The 16,553-nt window shown below is 56.7% G+C and carries 16 protein-coding genes, 2 tRNA genes and 1 pseudogene; 7 read left to right on the plus strand and 12 right to left on the minus strand.

The annotated features are described in order from the left end of the window. Nucleotides 1-15: 15 nt before the first annotated feature. The 9 genes from tolQ to ACI5GA_RS09370 form a co-directional block, all read right to left on the minus strand. The gene (gene tolQ / locus ACI5GA_RS09330; protein ID WP_404639099.1) at nucleotides 16-711 is read right to left on the minus strand and encodes a protein TolQ; all 696 of its coding nucleotides are present in this window, start codon (nucleotides 709-711) and stop codon (nucleotides 16-18) included. Further along, complete coding sequence (gene ybgC / locus ACI5GA_RS09335) at nucleotides 701-1,171, minus strand: tol-pal system-associated acyl-CoA thioesterase (protein WP_404639101.1); 471 nt, start codon at nucleotides 1,169-1,171, stop codon at nucleotides 701-703. Before ybgC ends, tolQ begins: the two co-directional genes overlap by 11 nt. A 139-nt stretch (nucleotides 1,172-1,310) precedes the next feature. Beyond that, nucleotides 1,311-2,366 (minus strand): Holliday junction branch migration DNA helicase RuvB, encoded by a 1,056-nt coding sequence (gene ruvB, locus ACI5GA_RS09340; protein WP_404639103.1) that lies wholly within the window; start codon nucleotides 2,364-2,366, stop codon nucleotides 1,311-1,313. Continuing rightward, the gene (gene ruvA / locus ACI5GA_RS09345; protein ID WP_404639105.1) at nucleotides 2,367-2,975 is read right to left on the minus strand and encodes a Holliday junction branch migration protein RuvA; all 609 of its coding nucleotides are present in this window, start codon (nucleotides 2,973-2,975) and stop codon (nucleotides 2,367-2,369) included. A gap of 114 nt (nucleotides 2,976-3,089) precedes the next feature. Beyond that, on the minus strand, nucleotides 3,090-3,614 hold the full coding sequence (ruvC, locus tag ACI5GA_RS09350) for a crossover junction endodeoxyribonuclease RuvC (RefSeq protein ID WP_404639107.1): 525 nt from the start codon (nucleotides 3,612-3,614) through the stop codon (nucleotides 3,090-3,092). 126 nt (nucleotides 3,615-3,740) lie between these two features. Next, nucleotides 3,741-4,487 (minus strand): YebC/PmpR family DNA-binding transcriptional regulator, encoded by a 747-nt coding sequence (locus tag ACI5GA_RS09355; protein WP_404639109.1) that lies wholly within the window; start codon nucleotides 4,485-4,487, stop codon nucleotides 3,741-3,743. A gap of 133 nt (nucleotides 4,488-4,620) precedes the next feature. After that, nucleotides 4,621-6,396 (minus strand): aspartate--tRNA ligase, encoded by a 1,776-nt coding sequence (gene aspS, locus ACI5GA_RS09360; RefSeq protein ID WP_404639153.1) that lies wholly within the window; start codon nucleotides 6,394-6,396, stop codon nucleotides 4,621-4,623. 276 nt (nucleotides 6,397-6,672) lie between these two features. Next, entirely contained in the window at nucleotides 6,673-7,014 is a 342-nt protein-coding gene (locus ACI5GA_RS09365; RefSeq protein WP_404639111.1) for a ribbon-helix-helix domain-containing protein, read from the minus strand. Nucleotides 7,015-7,373: 359 nt separating this feature from the next. Beyond that, on the minus strand, nucleotides 7,374-7,847 hold the full coding sequence (locus tag ACI5GA_RS09370) for a Dps family protein (RefSeq protein WP_404639113.1): 474 nt from the start codon (nucleotides 7,845-7,847) through the stop codon (nucleotides 7,374-7,376). Between the two features lie 415 nt (nucleotides 7,848-8,262). Here ACI5GA_RS09370 and ACI5GA_RS09375 point away from each other — a divergent pair. Together ACI5GA_RS09375 and ACI5GA_RS09380 are read left to right on the plus strand one after the other, a co-directional pair. Beyond that, a pseudogene (locus tag ACI5GA_RS09375) lies at nucleotides 8,263-8,538 on the plus strand (cold shock domain-containing protein membrane protein); the annotation flags it as partial. 132 nt (nucleotides 8,539-8,670) lie between these two features. Then, nucleotides 8,671-8,868, plus strand: coding sequence for a cold shock domain-containing protein (locus tag ACI5GA_RS09380; RefSeq protein ID WP_238591726.1), 198 nt, complete (start codon nucleotides 8,671-8,673; stop codon nucleotides 8,866-8,868). Between the two features lie 48 nt (nucleotides 8,869-8,916). Here ACI5GA_RS09380 and ACI5GA_RS09385 read toward each other — a convergent pair whose 3' ends face one another. Both ACI5GA_RS09385 and ACI5GA_RS09390 read right to left on the minus strand, forming a co-directional pair. Next, complete coding sequence (locus ACI5GA_RS09385; RefSeq protein ID WP_421422619.1) at nucleotides 8,917-9,126, minus strand: SlyX family protein; 210 nt, start codon at nucleotides 9,124-9,126, stop codon at nucleotides 8,917-8,919. Continuing rightward, nucleotides 9,123-9,554: an HIT domain-containing protein gene (locus ACI5GA_RS09390; protein WP_421422621.1), complete on the minus strand. Its 432-nt coding sequence runs from the start codon at nucleotides 9,552-9,554 to the stop codon at nucleotides 9,123-9,125. Before ACI5GA_RS09390 ends, ACI5GA_RS09385 begins: the two co-directional genes overlap by 4 nt. Before the next feature lie 994 nt (nucleotides 9,555-10,548). Between ACI5GA_RS09390 and ACI5GA_RS09395 the strand changes: the two genes are divergently transcribed. The 3 genes from ACI5GA_RS09395 (at nucleotide 10,549) to ACI5GA_RS09405 (ending at nucleotide 14,806) form a co-directional block, all read left to right on the plus strand. After that, nucleotides 10,549-11,883, plus strand: a complete 1,335-nt coding sequence (locus ACI5GA_RS09395) for an OprD family porin (protein WP_404639118.1) — start codon at nucleotides 10,549-10,551, stop codon at nucleotides 11,881-11,883. A 172-nt stretch (nucleotides 11,884-12,055) separates the two neighbouring features. Next, nucleotides 12,056-13,771, plus strand: coding sequence for a proline--tRNA ligase (locus ACI5GA_RS09400; RefSeq protein ID WP_421422622.1), 1,716 nt, complete (start codon nucleotides 12,056-12,058; stop codon nucleotides 13,769-13,771). Between the two features lie 78 nt (nucleotides 13,772-13,849). Then, on the plus strand, nucleotides 13,850-14,806 hold the full coding sequence (locus ACI5GA_RS09405) for a hypothetical protein (protein ID WP_421422623.1): 957 nt from the start codon (nucleotides 13,850-13,852) through the stop codon (nucleotides 14,804-14,806). 9 nt (nucleotides 14,807-14,815) lie between these two features. On the opposite strand, the gene dinB is transcribed toward ACI5GA_RS09405, so the two are convergent. Beyond that, nucleotides 14,816-15,874, minus strand: coding sequence for a DNA polymerase IV (dinB, locus tag ACI5GA_RS09410; protein WP_404639124.1), 1,059 nt, complete (start codon nucleotides 15,872-15,874; stop codon nucleotides 14,816-14,818). Nucleotides 15,875-16,098: 224 nt separating this feature from the next. On the opposite strand from dinB, the gene ACI5GA_RS09415 reads away from it, so the two are divergent. Together ACI5GA_RS09415 and ACI5GA_RS09420 are read left to right on the plus strand one after the other, a co-directional pair. Then, a tRNA-Met gene (locus ACI5GA_RS09415) sits at nucleotides 16,099-16,175 on the plus strand. 238 nt (nucleotides 16,176-16,413) lie between these two features. Further along, a tRNA-Met gene (locus tag ACI5GA_RS09420) sits at nucleotides 16,414-16,490 on the plus strand. Nucleotides 16,491-16,553: the final 63 nt, after the last annotated feature.

A 16,553-nucleotide genomic window follows, 5' to 3' on the forward strand; every position in this document is an offset into this window, starting at 1 on the left:
TTGGGAGATACCTGCTTAGTCTTCGCTGGTGTGCACTTTACGGTGCAGGATGGCCTGGAATTCGTCGGCGAATGTGTAGTAACGGCCAATCAGGTTCTCGCCACGAGCAGAGAAACGGTTATAGGCGATTACTGCAGGGATTGCAGCGAACAGACCGATGGCGGTCGCGATCAGGGCTTCGGCGATACCCGGAGCAACCGTGGCCAGAGTGGCTTGCTGCGCAGTGGCCAGACCACGGAAGGAGTTCATGATCCCCCAGACAGTACCGAACAGACCGACGTAAGGACTGGTGGAACCGACGGTTGCCAGGAACGGCAGGCTCTGCTCAAGTTTTTCTTCTTCACGGGAGATGGCGACGCGCATCGCACGCGCAACACCTTCCATGACCGCATCAGGGTCAACGCCCGGTTGCTGGCGCAGACGGGAAAACTCTTTGAAACCGGCGCGGAAGATCTGCTCGACGCCCGAATCCGGATCGGGGTTGCTGCCCGCCTGACGATACAGCTTGGACAGGTCGATACCCGACCAGAAGCGCTCCTCGAAGCTATCCAGCGCACGGCGCCCGGCGCGCAGCATGGCGCTACGCTGAAAAATCATGATCCACGAAGTGACCGATGCGGCCACGAGGATCAGCATCACCAACTGAACGACCACGCTGGCATTGCTGACCAAACTCCACATGGAGGTATGGTCGACGACGTTAGCTTCCACGCTGTATCTCCTGCTCTGAATGTGTACCCGCGCCACTCTGACCGGCAAAGGCCGTGCGCAGAGTTTCGGGAATGGCCCGGGGTCTGAAACTGTCGGCGCGCACACACGCCACCAAAAACTGCCCTTCACAGAGCAGTACATTATCCACAGCCCGCCTGACGTGTTGCTGAAAGCGCAGGCTGGCGCGGTTCAATTCGATCACTTCGGCGCTGATCAGCAGCTCGTCGTCCAGCCGCGCGGGCGAGTGGTAACGCGCCTCACTGGAGTGCACGACAAACAACAGGTTCTCGTCGCTGGCCATTGCAGACTGGGCGAAGCCCAACTCCCGCAACCGCTCAGTCCGAGCCCGTTCCATGAATTTCAGGTAATTGACGTAGTAGACGACGCCGCCGGCATCGGTGTCTTCGTAATAAACGCGACAGCGATGTGCGAACGGCTGAGCCCCGTTTTGCGCGCGCATACTCTAGTGCTTACTCCTCAGGTTGCCAATCCGGCCAGGCAACTGTTTTTCATCGTTTTTCACAGCGTAGGGCAAGGTGATATCCCCTCGACTGCCCGTCAGACCATCAAACACTCGAATAGGTCGGTCGATGGGCTTTTTATTCATCGAAATCATTGCCCTGCTCATCAGATACCGGCCGCTCGTTCATGCGAGACGGGATGTTCAAGCCAAAGTGCAGATAGGCATGCCGCGTCACCATACGCCCCCGAGGTGTACGCATCATGTAGCCCTGCTGAATAAGATAAGGCTCCAGTACATCTTCGATGGTGTGACGCTCCTCACTGATGGCCGCTGCAAGGTTGTCGACCCCGACCGGACCGCCGTCGAACTTCTCGATCATGGTCAGCAGCAAACGACGATCCTGATGATCGAACCCTCGCTCATCAACATCCAGCAGGTTCAGGGCCATGTCGGCTATTGCCTTGGTGATCTGGCCCTTGCCCCGCACTTCGGCGAAATCCCGCACTCGGCGCAACAACCGATTGGCGATGCGCGGCGTCCCGCGCGCACGACGGGCAATCTCGAAAGCCCCTTGATCCTCGATCGGCAACCCCAGAATCCCTGCCGACCGGGACACGATCGTGGCCAGGTCCGCCGTGCTGTAGAACTCAAGACGCTGCACGATACCGAACCGGTCACGCAGCGGATTGGTGAGCATACCTGCACGGGTCGTGGCACCCACGAGGGTGAACGGCGGCAGATCCAGTTTGATGGACCGCGCCGCAGGGCCTTCGCCGATCATGATGTCGAGTTGGAAATCTTCCATCGCCGGGTAAAGCACTTCTTCGACAACAGGCGACAAACGGTGAATTTCGTCGATGAACAACACGTCGTGGGGTTCAAGGTTGGTCAAAATCGCCGCCAGATCACCCGGCCGCTCCAACACAGGCCCCGAAGTGCTTTTGATCGAAACCGACATTTCCTGCGCAATGATGTTGGCCAGCGTGGTCTTGCCCAACCCGGGAGGACCGAAGATCAGCGTATGGTCCAAAGCCTCATTGCGACCACGCGCTGCCTGAATGAACAGCTCCATCTGCTCGCGCACCGTAGGCTGCCCAATATAGTCGGCCAGACTCAGCGGCCGGATGGCGCGGTCCAGTTGCTCGTCACGATCGCGCCCGGTGGCGGCGATCAGGCGGTCGGCGTCGATCACTTACAACATCCCCTTCAGAGCGCGACGAATCAGGTCTTCACTGCTCAAATTCTTGTCTTTGATGGCGGTCACAGCCTTGCTCGCTTCCTGCGGCTTGTAGCCCAGGGAGATCAGCGCACTGACCGCATCGGATTCGGCAGTCGCGACCGGCAAAGGCGCTCCCGGACCTTCCGACACCAATGTAAAAGTGCCTGGCAATGCGTCCCAGGCCTTGAAACGGTCTTTCAATTCCACCAACAGCCGTTCTGCCGTCTTCTTGCCCACCCCCGGCACGCGGGTCAACGCCGAAGTATCTTGAGCCTGAACACAGCGCACCAACTCATCGACCTCAAGCGTAGACATCAGGGCCAGCGCCAGCTTGGGGCCAACGCCATTGAGCCGAATGAGTTCGCGAAACATCTCGCGATCACGCTTTTCATAAAAGCCGAACAGCAGGTGCGCATCTTCCCGAACAACCAGATGGGTATGCAACGTTACGGTTTCGCCCACATGGGGCAGACGATAAAGGGTTGTCATGGGGACTTCGACTTCGTAGCCCACCCCGTTGACATCGAGCACCAGGTGCGGAGGCTGCTTTTCTGCCAATGCACCGCGCAAACGTCCAATCACGTATCCAGTCCTTTCCAGTCGCTCGTCACTGTTCGGGGCAGGATTCAACCCTGGCCGCCATGTTTGCAGGACTCACGTGAGCTGCAAGTAAAAATGTATAAGTGGATGATGCTATCAGAGACGCAACCGCCCACTACGGCTGCGTGCAGTATTCAACCCGTGCGGAATCAGGCTGGAGCGTGTATGCGCGTGGCATAAAGCAATCGCCAGCGCATCGGAGGCGTCGACCTGAGGCTTTTTCGTCAGTTTCAACAGGTGCATGACCATCATCATTACCTGATCCTTGTTCGCCCCGCCTGTCCCCGCGACCGCTTGCTTGACCTGAGTGGCGGTATATTCGGCTATTTCCAGACTCTCTTCGGCGGCAGCCACGATCGCGGCACCCCGCGCCTGGCCCAACTTCAGGGCAGAGTCTGCGTTACGGGCCATGAACACCCGCTCGATACCCATCGTCACCGGGCCGTACGTCTGGATCACTTCACGAACACCCCGGTACACAATCTGTAACCGTTCATGCAGCAGACCACTGCCGGTGCGAATACAGCCTGAAGCCACGTATTCACAACCACGGCCGGTTTCACGCACCACGCCGAAGCCAGTGATTCGAGAACCCGGATCGATACCTAAAATAAGAGTCATAACACCTGCAGGTCGAGAAATGACACGCGCTATTGTGCGCAGCATAAAGGCAGAAGCCGGAGGCCGATAGCGATGATCGAATCAGCGCTTCGTGCCTCCGGCCCCATGTCCAGACACAAGTGAAGATCAGCCAAGCTGCTCCATCACTTCATCCGGAATTTCAGCGTTGGAGTAGACGTTCTGCACGTCATCCAGATCCTCAAGCATGTCGATCAGCTTGAGTACTTTTTCAGCCATGTCGAGGTCCAGCACGGCACTCGTGGTCGGCTGCATGACAATTTCTGCATCCGACGCTTTGAATCCTGCTGCTTCCAAGGCGTTGCGGACCGCATAAAAACCAGCAAAAGATGTGAACACATCAATGGAACCGTCTTCGTGGCTGACCACGTCATCGGCGTCCGCTTCCATCGCCGCTTCCATCAATGCATCTTCATCGATACCTGGAGCGAAGGAGATTTGACCTTTGCGCTCGAACAGGTAGGACACCGAGCCGTCAGTCCCCAGATTGCCGCCACATTTGCTGAACGCATGGCGAACGGCAGCCGCAGTGCGATTGCGGTTATCGGTCATGGTTTCGACCATGACCGCCACACCGCCTGGGCCGTAACCTTCGTAACCCAGTTCAACCATGTCGTCGGCATCGGCAGCACCCGCACCGCGCGCGATCGCCCGATCAATGATATCGCGACTCATATTGGCGCCCAGCGCCTTATCCTGAGCCAGCCGCAGACGCGGGTTCGACGCGGGGTCCCCACCGCCCTGCCGAGCAGCGACCGTCAGCTCACGAATCCACTTGGTGAAAATCTTGCCTTTCTTGGCGTCCTGACGCTCTTTGCGGTGCTTGATGTTCGCCCACTTGGAATGACCAGCCATAACACGCTCCAAACCTTGAAACACGCACGCCGCCGCTCGATGTTTAACAGCAGCGCTTTACTCGAATCAGTGCCCGATACGGGCGCAAGCTACAGGGGCAAGTCACCGAGGACCCGCCCCTCTTCCACTGAGCTTATTCGGCCTTCGGGGTTTCGCGCAGACGGATATGCAACTCGCGCAATGCCTTGGCATCGACAACACCCGGTGCCTGGGTCATGACGTCCGCAGCGCTCTGAGTTTTCGGGAAGGCAATCACTTCACGGATCGACTGAGCACCGGTCATCAGCATGACCAGACGGTCCAGACCGAAGGCCAGACCACCGTGCGGCGGCGCGCCATACTTCAACGCGTCCAGCAGGAAGCCGAACTTCTCTTGCTGCTCGTCCTCGGCGATACCCAGCAGACGGAACACCGCCTGTTGCATTTCCTTACGGTGGATACGAATCGACCCCCCACCCAGTTCGGTACCGTTCAGCACCATGTCGTACGCGCGGGACAATGCGGTTGCCGGATTGGCCTCCAGCTCTTCCGGGGTGCACTTCGGTGCGGTGAACGGGTGGTGCAACGCAGTGAAGCTGCCGTCATCGTTCTCTTCGAACATCGGGAAGTCGACGACCCACATCGGCGCCCATTCGCAGGTGAGCAGGTTGAAATCGTGACCCAGCTTGATACGCAGAGCCCCCAGCGCTTCGCTGACGACCTTGAACTTGTCAGCACCGAAGAAAACGATGTCACCATCCACCGCACCGACGCGATCCAGAATCACGTTCAGATTGGCTTCCGGAATGTTCTTCACGATGGGTGACTGCAGGCCTTCAACACCTTTTGCGCGCTCGTTGACCTTGATGTAAGCCAGGCCCTTGGCGCCGTAGATGCCGACGAACTTGGTGTAGTCGTCGATCTTGCTGCGCGGCATGCTCGCCCCGCCCGGAACGCGCAGCGCAGTCACACGGCATTTCGGATCATTGGCCGGACCGCTGAAGACCTTGAATTCCACTTCTTTGAGCTGATCAGCTACGTCGACCAGTTCCAGCGGGTTACGCAGGTCTGGCTTGTCGGAACCGTAGCGGCGCATGGCTTCTTCGAAGGTCATGTGCGGGAAGTCGCCGAACTCCAGATCCAGCACTTCCTTGAACAGCTTGCGAATCATGCTCTCGGTGAGACCCATGATGTCTTTTTCGTCAAGGAAGCTGGTCTCGATGTCGATCTGAGTGAACTCAGGCTGACGATCGGCACGCAGGTCTTCGTCGCGGAAGCACTTGGCGATCTGGTAGTAACGGTCAAAGCCGGCGACCATCAGCAGTTGCTTGAACAGCTGCGGCGATTGCGGCAGGGCGAAGAAGCTGCCCGCGTGGGTACGGCTCGGTACCAGATAGTCACGGGCCCCCTCCGGGGTGGCACGGGTCAGGATCGGAGTTTCAACGTCCAGGAAGCCGTTACTGTCCAAGAAGCCGCGAATGCTGGTGGTGATGCGCGAACGAAGACGCAGCTTTTCGGCCATTTCCGGACGGCGCAGGTCGATGAAGCGATAGCGCAGGCGTGTTTCCTCACCCACGTCAGAATATTCATTCAATGGGAACGGTGGCGTTTCCGACTCGTTCAGAACTTCCAGCTCGTAACCCAGCACTTCGATGGCACCGGACGCCATGTTCGGGTTAACGGCACCCGCCGGGCGAGCGCGGACCTTGCCTGTCAGCTTGACGACATATTCACTGCGAACGCGGTCAGCGATGGCGAAAGTGTCAGCGCGATCCGGATCGAAGACCACTTGAGCCAGCCCCTCACGATCGCGGATATCGAGGAAAATGACTCCCCCGTGGTCACGGCGGCGATGGACCCAACCGCAAAGGGTAATTTCCTGGCCTTCCAGGCTCTCGTTCAACTGGCCGCAATAATGGCTGCGCATCATGATCGTGTATTCACTTCTCGTCATTCGGAATTCGGTGGAGCTCTCGCCCGTCGCCAATGCGCAATGGTGCAGGAGCCTTGGCATGGAGATCAACCTGAGGGTCAACCCTGCCTTCCAGAGTAGGCGGGGGATTATATAGGGTTAATCGAGGCTGTGCAGCCGCGCAGACCGCTACCTGCAAAGAAGCCATCCGCCCCAAGGCTCATGACGGACAGATGGCTGCTGACATAAGCGGATCCGCCTTGGGCGCATCCGCTGGAATAGGCACCCGGAAGATCAGGCAGAAGAGAGCTGGAAGCCTTCAGGCTTCAACAGATGAGTCACGCAAACGACACGAACCAGACCGCTGAAATTCTTTACACCGCCGTAACGCAAATGAACCTCCCTGTCGACATAAGAAAGGACCGCATTGATCGAGCAACCATTGCTGTCTGCGATTTCAGACAGGATATTCCAGTACACCTCCTCCAGGCGCAGGCACGTTGCCAACCCGTTGAGCCGGACCGAGCGCGACTGAGGCTGCGCCAAATCCATATTGAAGCTCTCGACGAATGAATCGTTCTGAACCTTGAAACATCGGTGCACATCCCCGACCTCCCGTGTGGCATCTTGACTCATGATGATCTCCTGAGCATTGAATAGACCATGGCGATAGAAACATTTGAAAGTAAATAATCGGCATGCCTATAAAGCCCTATTCGCGCGGGGATTATCCAGTAGATGCAACACTCAAAAGATGTAGGACATGACCACAATTAAAAGATGAATTTCGGAAGTCCATTTCCTAACCATAAAAAGCATACAAAAGGTATTAGATATTTATTCTTTGTCGAAAAATACAAAGAACGCTGCGCAAAATCCACAACCAAGAAGACTTAAGCACTCCCACTTTATCGTTTCAGTCATCGCAGCATCACACTGCTCCGATGCTTGCCGCAGCCAAGGTGGGCACTTCAAGCGCCCACCCGTCCGCATGACTACTTGCCTTCCAGCATCGCCCGCAGCATCCAGGCGGTCTTTTCGTGAACCTGCATGCGCTGGGTGAGCAAATCGGCAGTCGGCTCATCGCTGACCTTGTCCAGCAACGGGAAAATTCCCCGGGCGGTACGCGTCACCGCTTCCTGCCCACTGACCAGAGAGCGAATCATGTCCTCCGCCGCAGGCACACCCTCCTCTTCCTTTATCGAAGACAGACGTGCGTAGGTCGAATAGGTGCCCGGCGCAGGGAAGCCCAAAGCACGAATACGTTCGGCAATCAGGTCCACAGCCAGCGCCAGCTCGTTGTACTGCTCTTCGAACATCAAGTGCAACGTGCGAAACATCGGTCCCGTGACGTTCCAGTGAAAATTATGGGTTTTCAGGTACAACACATATGTATCTGCCAACAAGCGGGAAAGACCGTCCACGATGGACTTGCGATCCTCTTCGCTGATGCCGATATCGATAGCCATACTTCGCCCTCTTTATATGATGGATTTTTCCGAACAACCAGCAACCACTCTACCAAGACATGAGATGCGTGGCAGCCATCTCTGGGTATGACGAATTCCCATGAAGATGTCCGGTCACCCGCCTGCTGGCAAAATCGCCACGAACTGAACCTCAACGGCTCTGGGACGGTTCTTTTACAAGGAAGCGAACCACAAGCAAAATCGCCATCATTTGCTGCGATCAGCAGGGTTAAGCGCTTGATTTGAGTAGCCCTGCGCTTTGCTGTTAAATACGTATGTGTCGTGACGGGCAGACCAACCACCTGTCGCGCATAGGCTGAATCGTCGCTCGTGTCTTACACCTTCCTTATTCTAAAGGCGTACCGGGCGCGATCCGCTGTTTCCTAGTGATCCTTCATTAATGTGAGTCATCAAAATGTTGAAAATAGTCCACCTGCTAACGGGCGCAGCTGCCCTGCTGCTCTCATTCATACCCAGCCTGCGGAGTGAAGCGCTGTCTTCCTACCTGTCCCAACCGGATGCGCTGTATCTGGCACTGTTCGGCCTGATCAACCTGATCATCGCCCCGGTCATTCCTTACTGGAATAAGGGTCCGCGTCATCAACTGCAAAACCTGGTCAGCGCTCTTTTGATCCTGGCGGTCGTCCTCCAGGTTCTGACCTTGCTTGTACCTCTGGAAACCATCGCAGGCCAACCTGCTGTCCTCGTCAGCCTGCTGGCGTTGCTGGTCGCTGTTGCCATTCATCTGGGTGTCAGCTTCTACAAATCGTCGCCATCCCCGGCCTCACAACAACATGAACCAGGCCAACGCGATACCGGCACCGTGAAGTGGTTCAACACCTCCAAGGGGTTTGGCTTCATCTCCCGCGATTCTGGCGATGACATCTTCGTGCATTTCCGTGCCATCCGGGGAGAAGGCCATCGTGTTCTGGTAGAAGGCCAGCGCGTTGAATTCTCCGTCATGAACCGGGACAAAGGGCTTCAAGCCGAAGATGTGATTGCCGCACTTCCGCGTCGCTGAAACCCACCCACAAAAAAACTGCGCTGACTGGCGCGGTTTTTTTTGCCCTCAATAATGCGGTGGAGGGGCCTCGCTTTCGACAGCCTCGAATTGACCGCCGATTTCCTCCTGGCGCTTGATCAACGCAGCCATCTGCAAATGCAGCCGCTCCAGCATCCTCTGCTGCTCGACCAACACGTCATTGAGCGCCTGAATCGTGTCGTCCTGAAACGCCTGACGAGTCTCCAGCTCCATCATCCGATCCTTAAGATCGCTCATGGGGTCACCTCGACAAATCCTGGTTCACTGACCAGCGACGCGCAGACCCGAGCGATCATTTCCGCCGCCTGATCCTGAGTGTAAGGTTGCGCAGGATGCTTGCCCCATACCGGAGCAGGCCACGCAGCATCGCTTTTGTGACGAACAATGACGTGCATGTGCAGCTGACTCACCACGTTACCCAGCGCGGCGACGTTCATTTTGTCTGCATTGAACAGGCGTTGCAGGGTGTCGGATAACACTGTGGTTTCTTTCCACAGCTGCAGTTGGTCCACCTTAGACAATTGGAACACTTCACTGATGTCCGCCCTGCGGGGCACCAGAATAAACCACGGATACTGGGCGTCGTTCGACAACAGCAAACGACTCAATGGAAAGTCGCCTACTGGCAGAGTGTCCTGTAACAAACGCTGATCCAAAACGAACACGCCATAACTCCTGATTGCCGGGTTAAGTTTCGAGCCGTGAGGCTTGCGAAACATTTATCTGATGCAGTACAGGATACGCGTGAACATCAGGCGAATCACGCCAACCGTACGATCTGGCCCACTTTGCTTGATCGCTGTTGCTCCCGAAGCAGTGACCTGCTTTCGGCCTCGCCCGCACCCGCAACATTCACGCTCTGACCCAACGCACTGCCATGACGCAACACCGCTGACCAAACCCTTCGGCCACCGCCCGCTCATCACACCGACCAAACCCTTGCCAATCAATGCGTTGAAAGCCGTCTTCGGGCCTGTCGACTGACCCTGAAGTCAGATCACATTAAGCGCCATGTACGCGCGTACCAAATTCAAGCGCCTTCGCCTCAAAATGCACCAAAACGACTCACTCCAGCGACACACTCGGCATCCGTTATCCGCCTTTTACTCACTTGCCGACGGTAACAGGTAACGCCAGTGACATTTTTGAGCGCTAAGCTCAATCGGCAAGGCACTCAAGCGTCTTTTTTTGAAATTTTTTATCCTGTAAAAACAGTGAGTTAGCGTTGAATACAAAAGCAATTACGCGGTTTTCAACATTTTTTTCATGCGTCCGGGAACTTTGTGCACGGTTGTTGCTTTGTCACACACAAGGCTGAAAAGGACAGGTCGCGGACCGGGACCTCAGCCAAAAAGAAAAATGGCGAACTGGCTACAGGGGCGTTCGACAGGAAGGATGCGGATCACTGCGGATACACATCATTTCGGTCGAAAAGTACTGCGGTAGTTGTACGTCTTTAGATAAGGAGCTGTTCAATAGCGACACGGACAGAGCTGATTTGCGACACGGCCGTAAAGAAATTGAAAGGATAGGTTTGTAACTATCGCCAATAATGTCTGCGTGCTATAAGTTTCGCCGACACCAAAAAGAAAGAGCCGCCCAGATAAAAAAACAGGTGGACGGCAGTACTCTTCTTAAAACCAAAGGAGCAAAGTCACGATGAGAGTGATGAAGTGGAGCGCAATCGCACTGGCAGTTACTGCGGCCAGCACCCAATTGGCATCGGCTGCGGCATTCGTAAGCGACCAGTCCGAAGCCACTGGTTTTGTTGAAGGTAGCAAGCTGGACGTCAAGGCTCGTAACTACTACTACAACCGCGATAAGAAAAACGGCGCGGTTGACGACAAAGACTGGACTCAAGGCTTCTGGGGCAATTACAGCTCGGGTTACACCCAAGGTCTGATCGGCGTGGGTATCGATGCTTTCGGTTACGCTGGCTTCAAACTTGACGGTCAGAATCATTATTCCGGCTCGGGCAACCTGACCACAGATAGCAACGAAGATAACCACGACAGCTTCGGAAAAGCTGGCGCCGCTGTTAAGTTCCGCGTTTCTAAAACCGAACTGAAAGTCGGCGATATGCAGCCGCAGAATCCGGTCTTTGCCGTAGGTGGCTCCCGCCTCCTGCCACAAACTGCTAGCGGTATCACATTGCAGAGCAGCGAGATCAAAGGCCTGGATGTCGAAGGCGGTCACTTCTACTCTGGCACGTCGCAAGACAGCACCAACCGTGACGGCGCCATCGGTACCGCCTACGGCCCAAGCAGTCTTGATATCAGCAGCGTAGACTACGTCGGCGGTAAGTACTCCATCACTGATAGCTTGGGCGTTGCGTTCTATGCCTCCAAGCTTGAAGACGTGTTCAAGCAGTACTACGGTAACGTGAACTATGCCCTGCCGCTGACCGATGACCAGTCTCTGGCGTTCGATTTCAACATATACAACACGCGCGACACCGGTAGGAAGGAACTGGGTGATATCAGCAACACCACTTGGTCCGGCTCTGCTGCCTACTCCTTCTTGGCCGCCCATACATTGACCTTGGCTTTTCAGAAGGTCAACGGTGATGTGCCGTTTGACTACATCTCGCTCAACGACGCCGGTAAAGTCCGCGGTGGCGACTCGATCTTCCTGGCGAACTCGATTCAATACTCTGACTTCAACGGTCCGGGCGAACGCTCGTGGCAAGCTCGCTACGACCTGAACATGGCGCCGTACGGCGTACCCGGCCTGAGCTTCATGACCCGTTATATTAGCGGTACAAATATTGACGGCACTCACACCCCGTCTAATAGTCTGTACGCAGGCCTTTACGGCGCTGACGGTAGCCACCACGAGACCAACCTTGAGGCCAAATACGTCGTTCAGACCGGTCCCGCAAAAGACCTGTCGTTCCGTATTCGTCAAGCTTGGCACCGTGCCAACGCCGATCAGGGTGAAGGCGATGTCAACGAGTTCCGTCTGATCGTCGACTACCCGATTTCGGTTCTGTAATCGCGCCGTCTGACACTCGTTATAGAAAAGCCCGGCCTCGCGCCGGGCTTTTTCATTTGCATCAGTCGTCACATCCGACGGATCGAGAGCCCCTTGCGGCCTGTACTCGACCGTATCACCCCCGTACAATGCCAGGTCATTTCCCAGTCATAGCAACCGACAACGGCCGACCATGCGTACCAGTCAATATTTGCTCGCCACACAGAAAGAAACGCCAAACGATGCGGTGGTGATCAGCCATCAGTTGATGCTTCGCGCCGGCATGATCCGCAAGCTCGCTTCCGGTCTTTACACCTGGCTGCCGATGGGCCTGCGTGTTCTGCGCAAGGTTGAAGCCGTCGTCCGTGAAGAGATGGACGCTGCCGGTGCACTGGAAGTCCTGATGCCAGGCATTCAGCCGGCTGAACTGTGGCAGGAATCTGGTCGCTGGGAGCAGTACGGTCCCGAGCTGCTGCGCCTCAAAGACCGTCACGACCGTGACTTTTGCGCAGGCCCGACCCATGAAGAGGTCATCACCGATCTGGCTCGCAACGAATTGAGCAGCTATAAACAGTTGCCGATCAACATGTACCAGATCCAGACCAAGTTCCGTGACGAGATCCGCCCGCGCTTCGGCTTGATGCGTGGTCGCGAATTCATCATGAAGGACGCCTACTCGTTCCATGCAACTCAGGATTCCCTCCAGGAAACCTACGATCGCATGCACCAGGCATACTGCAACGTGTTCACCCGCCTGGGCCTGAACTTCCGCCCGGTCGTGGCTGATAACGGCTCGATTGGCGGCGCTGGCTCCCACGAGTTCCACGTACTGGCCGAGTCGGGCGAAGACGATATCGTGTTCAGCGACAGCTCCGATTACGCCGCCAACATCGAGAAAGCCGAAGCGGTCCCACGGGAGAAATCCCGTGCCGCAGCTACTGAAGAGCTGCGCCTGGTCGACACGCCGGACGCCAAGACCATCGCAGCGCTGGTCGAGCAGTTCGGTCTGGCCATCGAAAAAACCGTCAAGACACTGGTCGTGCACGCTGCCGAAGAAGGCAAGCTGATTGCGCTGATCGTTCGCGGCGACCACGAACTGAACGAGATCAAGGCGGCCAACCATCCACTGGTGGCCAGCCCGCTGGTCATGGCCAGCGAAGCTGAACTGCGCGCAGCGATTGGCGCAGGTGCCGGCTCCCTCGGCCCGCTGAACCTGCCACTGCCTTGTATCATCGACCGCTCTGTCGAGCTGATGAGCGACTTCGGAATCGGTGCCAACATCGATGACAAGCACTACTTCGGCGTGAACTGGGAACGCGATCTGCCAGTGCCGGAAGTCGCTGACCTGCGTAACGTGGTCGAAGGCGATCCAAGTCCTGATGGCCAAGGCACGCTGATCATCAAACGCGGCATCGAAGTCGGCCACATTTTCCAGTTGGGCACCAAGTACAGCGATGCCATGAAGTGCCAGGTGCTGGGCGAGAACGGCAAGCCTGTCACCCTGACTATGGGCTGCTACGGCATTGGCGTTTCCCGCGTGGTAGCGGCCGCCATCGAGCAGAACAACGATGACAACGGCATCATCTGGAGCGACGCACTGGCCCCATTCCAGATCGCACTGGTTCCACTGCGCTATGAGACCGACGCGGTGCGCGAAGCCACCGACAAGCTGTACGCAGAACTGACCGCTGCCGGTTTTGAAGTGCTGCTGGATGACCGCGACAAGAAGACCAGCCCCGGTATCAAGTTCGCGGACATGGAACTGATCGGCATCCCGCACCGCATCGTAGTCAGCGACCGCGGTCTGGCGGAAGGCAATCTGGAATACAAGAGCCGGACCGAATCAGAAGCTCAATCGCTACCCGTTGCCGATGTGCTGTCCTTCATCAAGGGCAGGATCAAGCGCTGAGTCGTTCGCGCGCCCGCACCCTGCGGGCGCGCACTCAGCCACCGGCAGTGTGCTGCCCCACCTGCAACAAGAGATCTCATGTTAAAGCGAAGTTCCTCAAGCCTCGCAGGCGCTGCGTTGTGTGGCAGCCTGCTCGTCAGCGGTTGCGCCAATCATCTGTCTCAACGCAGCGAACACGAAGAGCGCGTCGACCGCAAACTGCTCGACCATAGCTTCCAGATCGACGTCGGCGAACCCAAGACCCTTGAATTGCCTCAGCGCCGTGTCCGCATTCACGAGCTGAAGACTTTCGACATCACCGAATACGATGTTACCCGTCATTACGACCGCTACACCCCTTACCAACCTTGGCGAGAAATCTACGAAATCCCGCTGGGGGCAGTCGCCATCGTGGCGGGCGTGGGCGCCAACGTGGTCAACGTCCTGACGTTTGGCAGCCTGCCGGACAGCGTGACCAAAGACTGGATCAGCTATGGCGTCGCCGGGATCAACCCATTCATGAACGCCCCGTCCCACGGTCGGGCGCAGCAGAACCTGGCAGGCATCGACGAAGTTCAGCGGGACCACCGGATCGAACACACCAGCCTGCCTTGGAGCGAAAGCCCGGTGGAGGTCAAGGCCGGGAAGGAAACCAACGAGCTGAACACCGATCGCAATGGGGTGCTGCGTATCAACTTGCTTGATAGCCCATTCGCAGAGCAGGACCTCAGCCGTATTACGCAACTGAATCTGAAAGTCGTCGACGACCAGACTAACGTCCAGGCCAGCACGAACCTGCCGCTGAGCAAGTCTTTGCGCGGCAAGTTGATCGAGGCGCATGACCTGATTTATGACGATCTTGAAGACGACGAAGTGAACCAGTGGGTTCACCGGGTCAAACGCCTGTCAGAACTGGGTCTGGAAGAAGAAGCGAGTGATCTGGAGCAATCATTGATCGAAATGACTCGCAACGACCCGCAATTGCAGCATGAATTTCTACGCGCCTTGACCAAGGACGCGGGGCGGTTGGTAGCGGTGCCAGCAGGCAGCGAGTAAGGCTGTCAGTCAGTTGAACAACTGGAGTTGCTCATGAGCGCCTCGCAAATCGTGCAGGCGCACTCCAACGCCCAGTAGTCGCACCGGTTTGCCTCCGCGCGCAAAAGCCTGGCCCAGCAACTGCTCGTAGCTTTCCAGATCCCTCCCCGCCCCGGCCTGCTCCAGGGTGGTTTGTGTGAAATCGTGAAACTTCACTTTTACAAAAGGTTTGCCAGGTCGGTATTGCGTATCCAGGCGAGCAATCCGACCGTTCAGGTTTTCCAGTAACGCCGGAAGCTTTTCCAGGCAACTTGCCAGATCCGGCAGGTCCGTGTCGTAGGTGTTTTCCACACTGACCGACTGACGACGGCTGTCATTCTGGACAGGCCGCTCATCGATGCCATGGGAGAGATTCCACAACCGCTCGCCGAACGAGCCGAACTCTCGCACCAGCGACAACTTGTTCCACTGCCGCAGATCGGCACAACTAATGATGCCCAACCGACCCAGCTTGTCAGCCGTGACTTTGCCTACACCATGCAGCTTGGAGACAGGAAGCTCGGCGACAAAATCCTCCACTTGATCAGGAGTGATGACGAACAAGCCATTGGGTTTACGCCAGTCACTGGCGATCTTGGCCAGAAATTTGTTCGGTGCGACGCCCGCCGAGACCGTGATGTGCAGTTGGTTCGACACCCTGCGGCGAATGTCTTGGGCGATGCGCGTGGCACTGCCTGAAAAATGGCTGCAATCGGATACGTCCAGATAGGCCTCGTCCAGTGACAAAGGCTCGATCAAGTCCGTGTAATCCCGAAAGATCGTGTGAATTTCCTTCGATGCTGCTTTGTAAGCGTCCATTCGCGGCTTGACGATGGTCAGATCCGGGCAGAGTGACAGCGCGTGCCGCGACGACATCGCCGAGCGCACACCATAGGCCCGCGCTTCATAGTTGCACGTCGCGATCACCCCACGCCGATCCGCCGAACCGCCGACGGCCAACGGTTTCCCGGCCAGGCTCGGGTCGTCGCGCATTTCGATGGCGGCATAGAAACAGTCACAGTCAATGTGGATGATTTTGCGCTGCTGCATGACCGGGAGTCGTAGGAAAACGGTTGAGCAGTATCTCACTCGCGTCAGCATCTGACACTCTTGATGCGAAACGCCTGCCTGCGACGATCGGCTCAAACCCTTGCCGCACAGGGCCTATAGGCCCTGTCGACCGGCGGCTTCGGCTAACCATTTGAAGAAAAAGCACTTTTTTCGGCGATTCGCTTGACACCCTCTCGAACCTCTGTAGAATGCCGCCCCACAGACGCGGGATGGAGCAGCCTGGTAGCTCGTCGGGCTCATAACCCGAAGGTCGTCGGTTCAAATCCGGCTCCCGCAACCAAACATCAAAAAAGCCACTCAACGAGTGGTTTTTTTGTGCGCGTAAGAAAACGATCTTGCGTCACATGAATGAAATATCTTTCATCAATGATGACGTCCTGCCTCGCAGACCCGCCGAGACAAAAGCCTTGCCCGGCCTTGAGTTACGTGTGCCAGCCCTCCGAGTGCGGTTATTTTGTCGATATTGACGTTTAAAGGTTGACACTCTGCCGTTCGGCTGTAGAATGCCGCCTCACAGACGCGGGATGGAGCAGCCTGGTAGCTCGTCGGGCTCATAACCCGAAGGTCGTCGGTTCAAATCCGGCTCCCGCAACCAAACGTCTTAAAAAAGGCTACTCGAAAGAGTGGCCTTTTTTTTGGCCGGACGAAAAGTGCCGAA

The sequence above is a fragment of the Pseudomonas sp. Pseu.R1 genome (assembly GCF_045764065.1).
Classification (GTDB): Bacteria; Pseudomonadota; Gammaproteobacteria; order Pseudomonadales; family Pseudomonadaceae; genus Aquipseudomonas.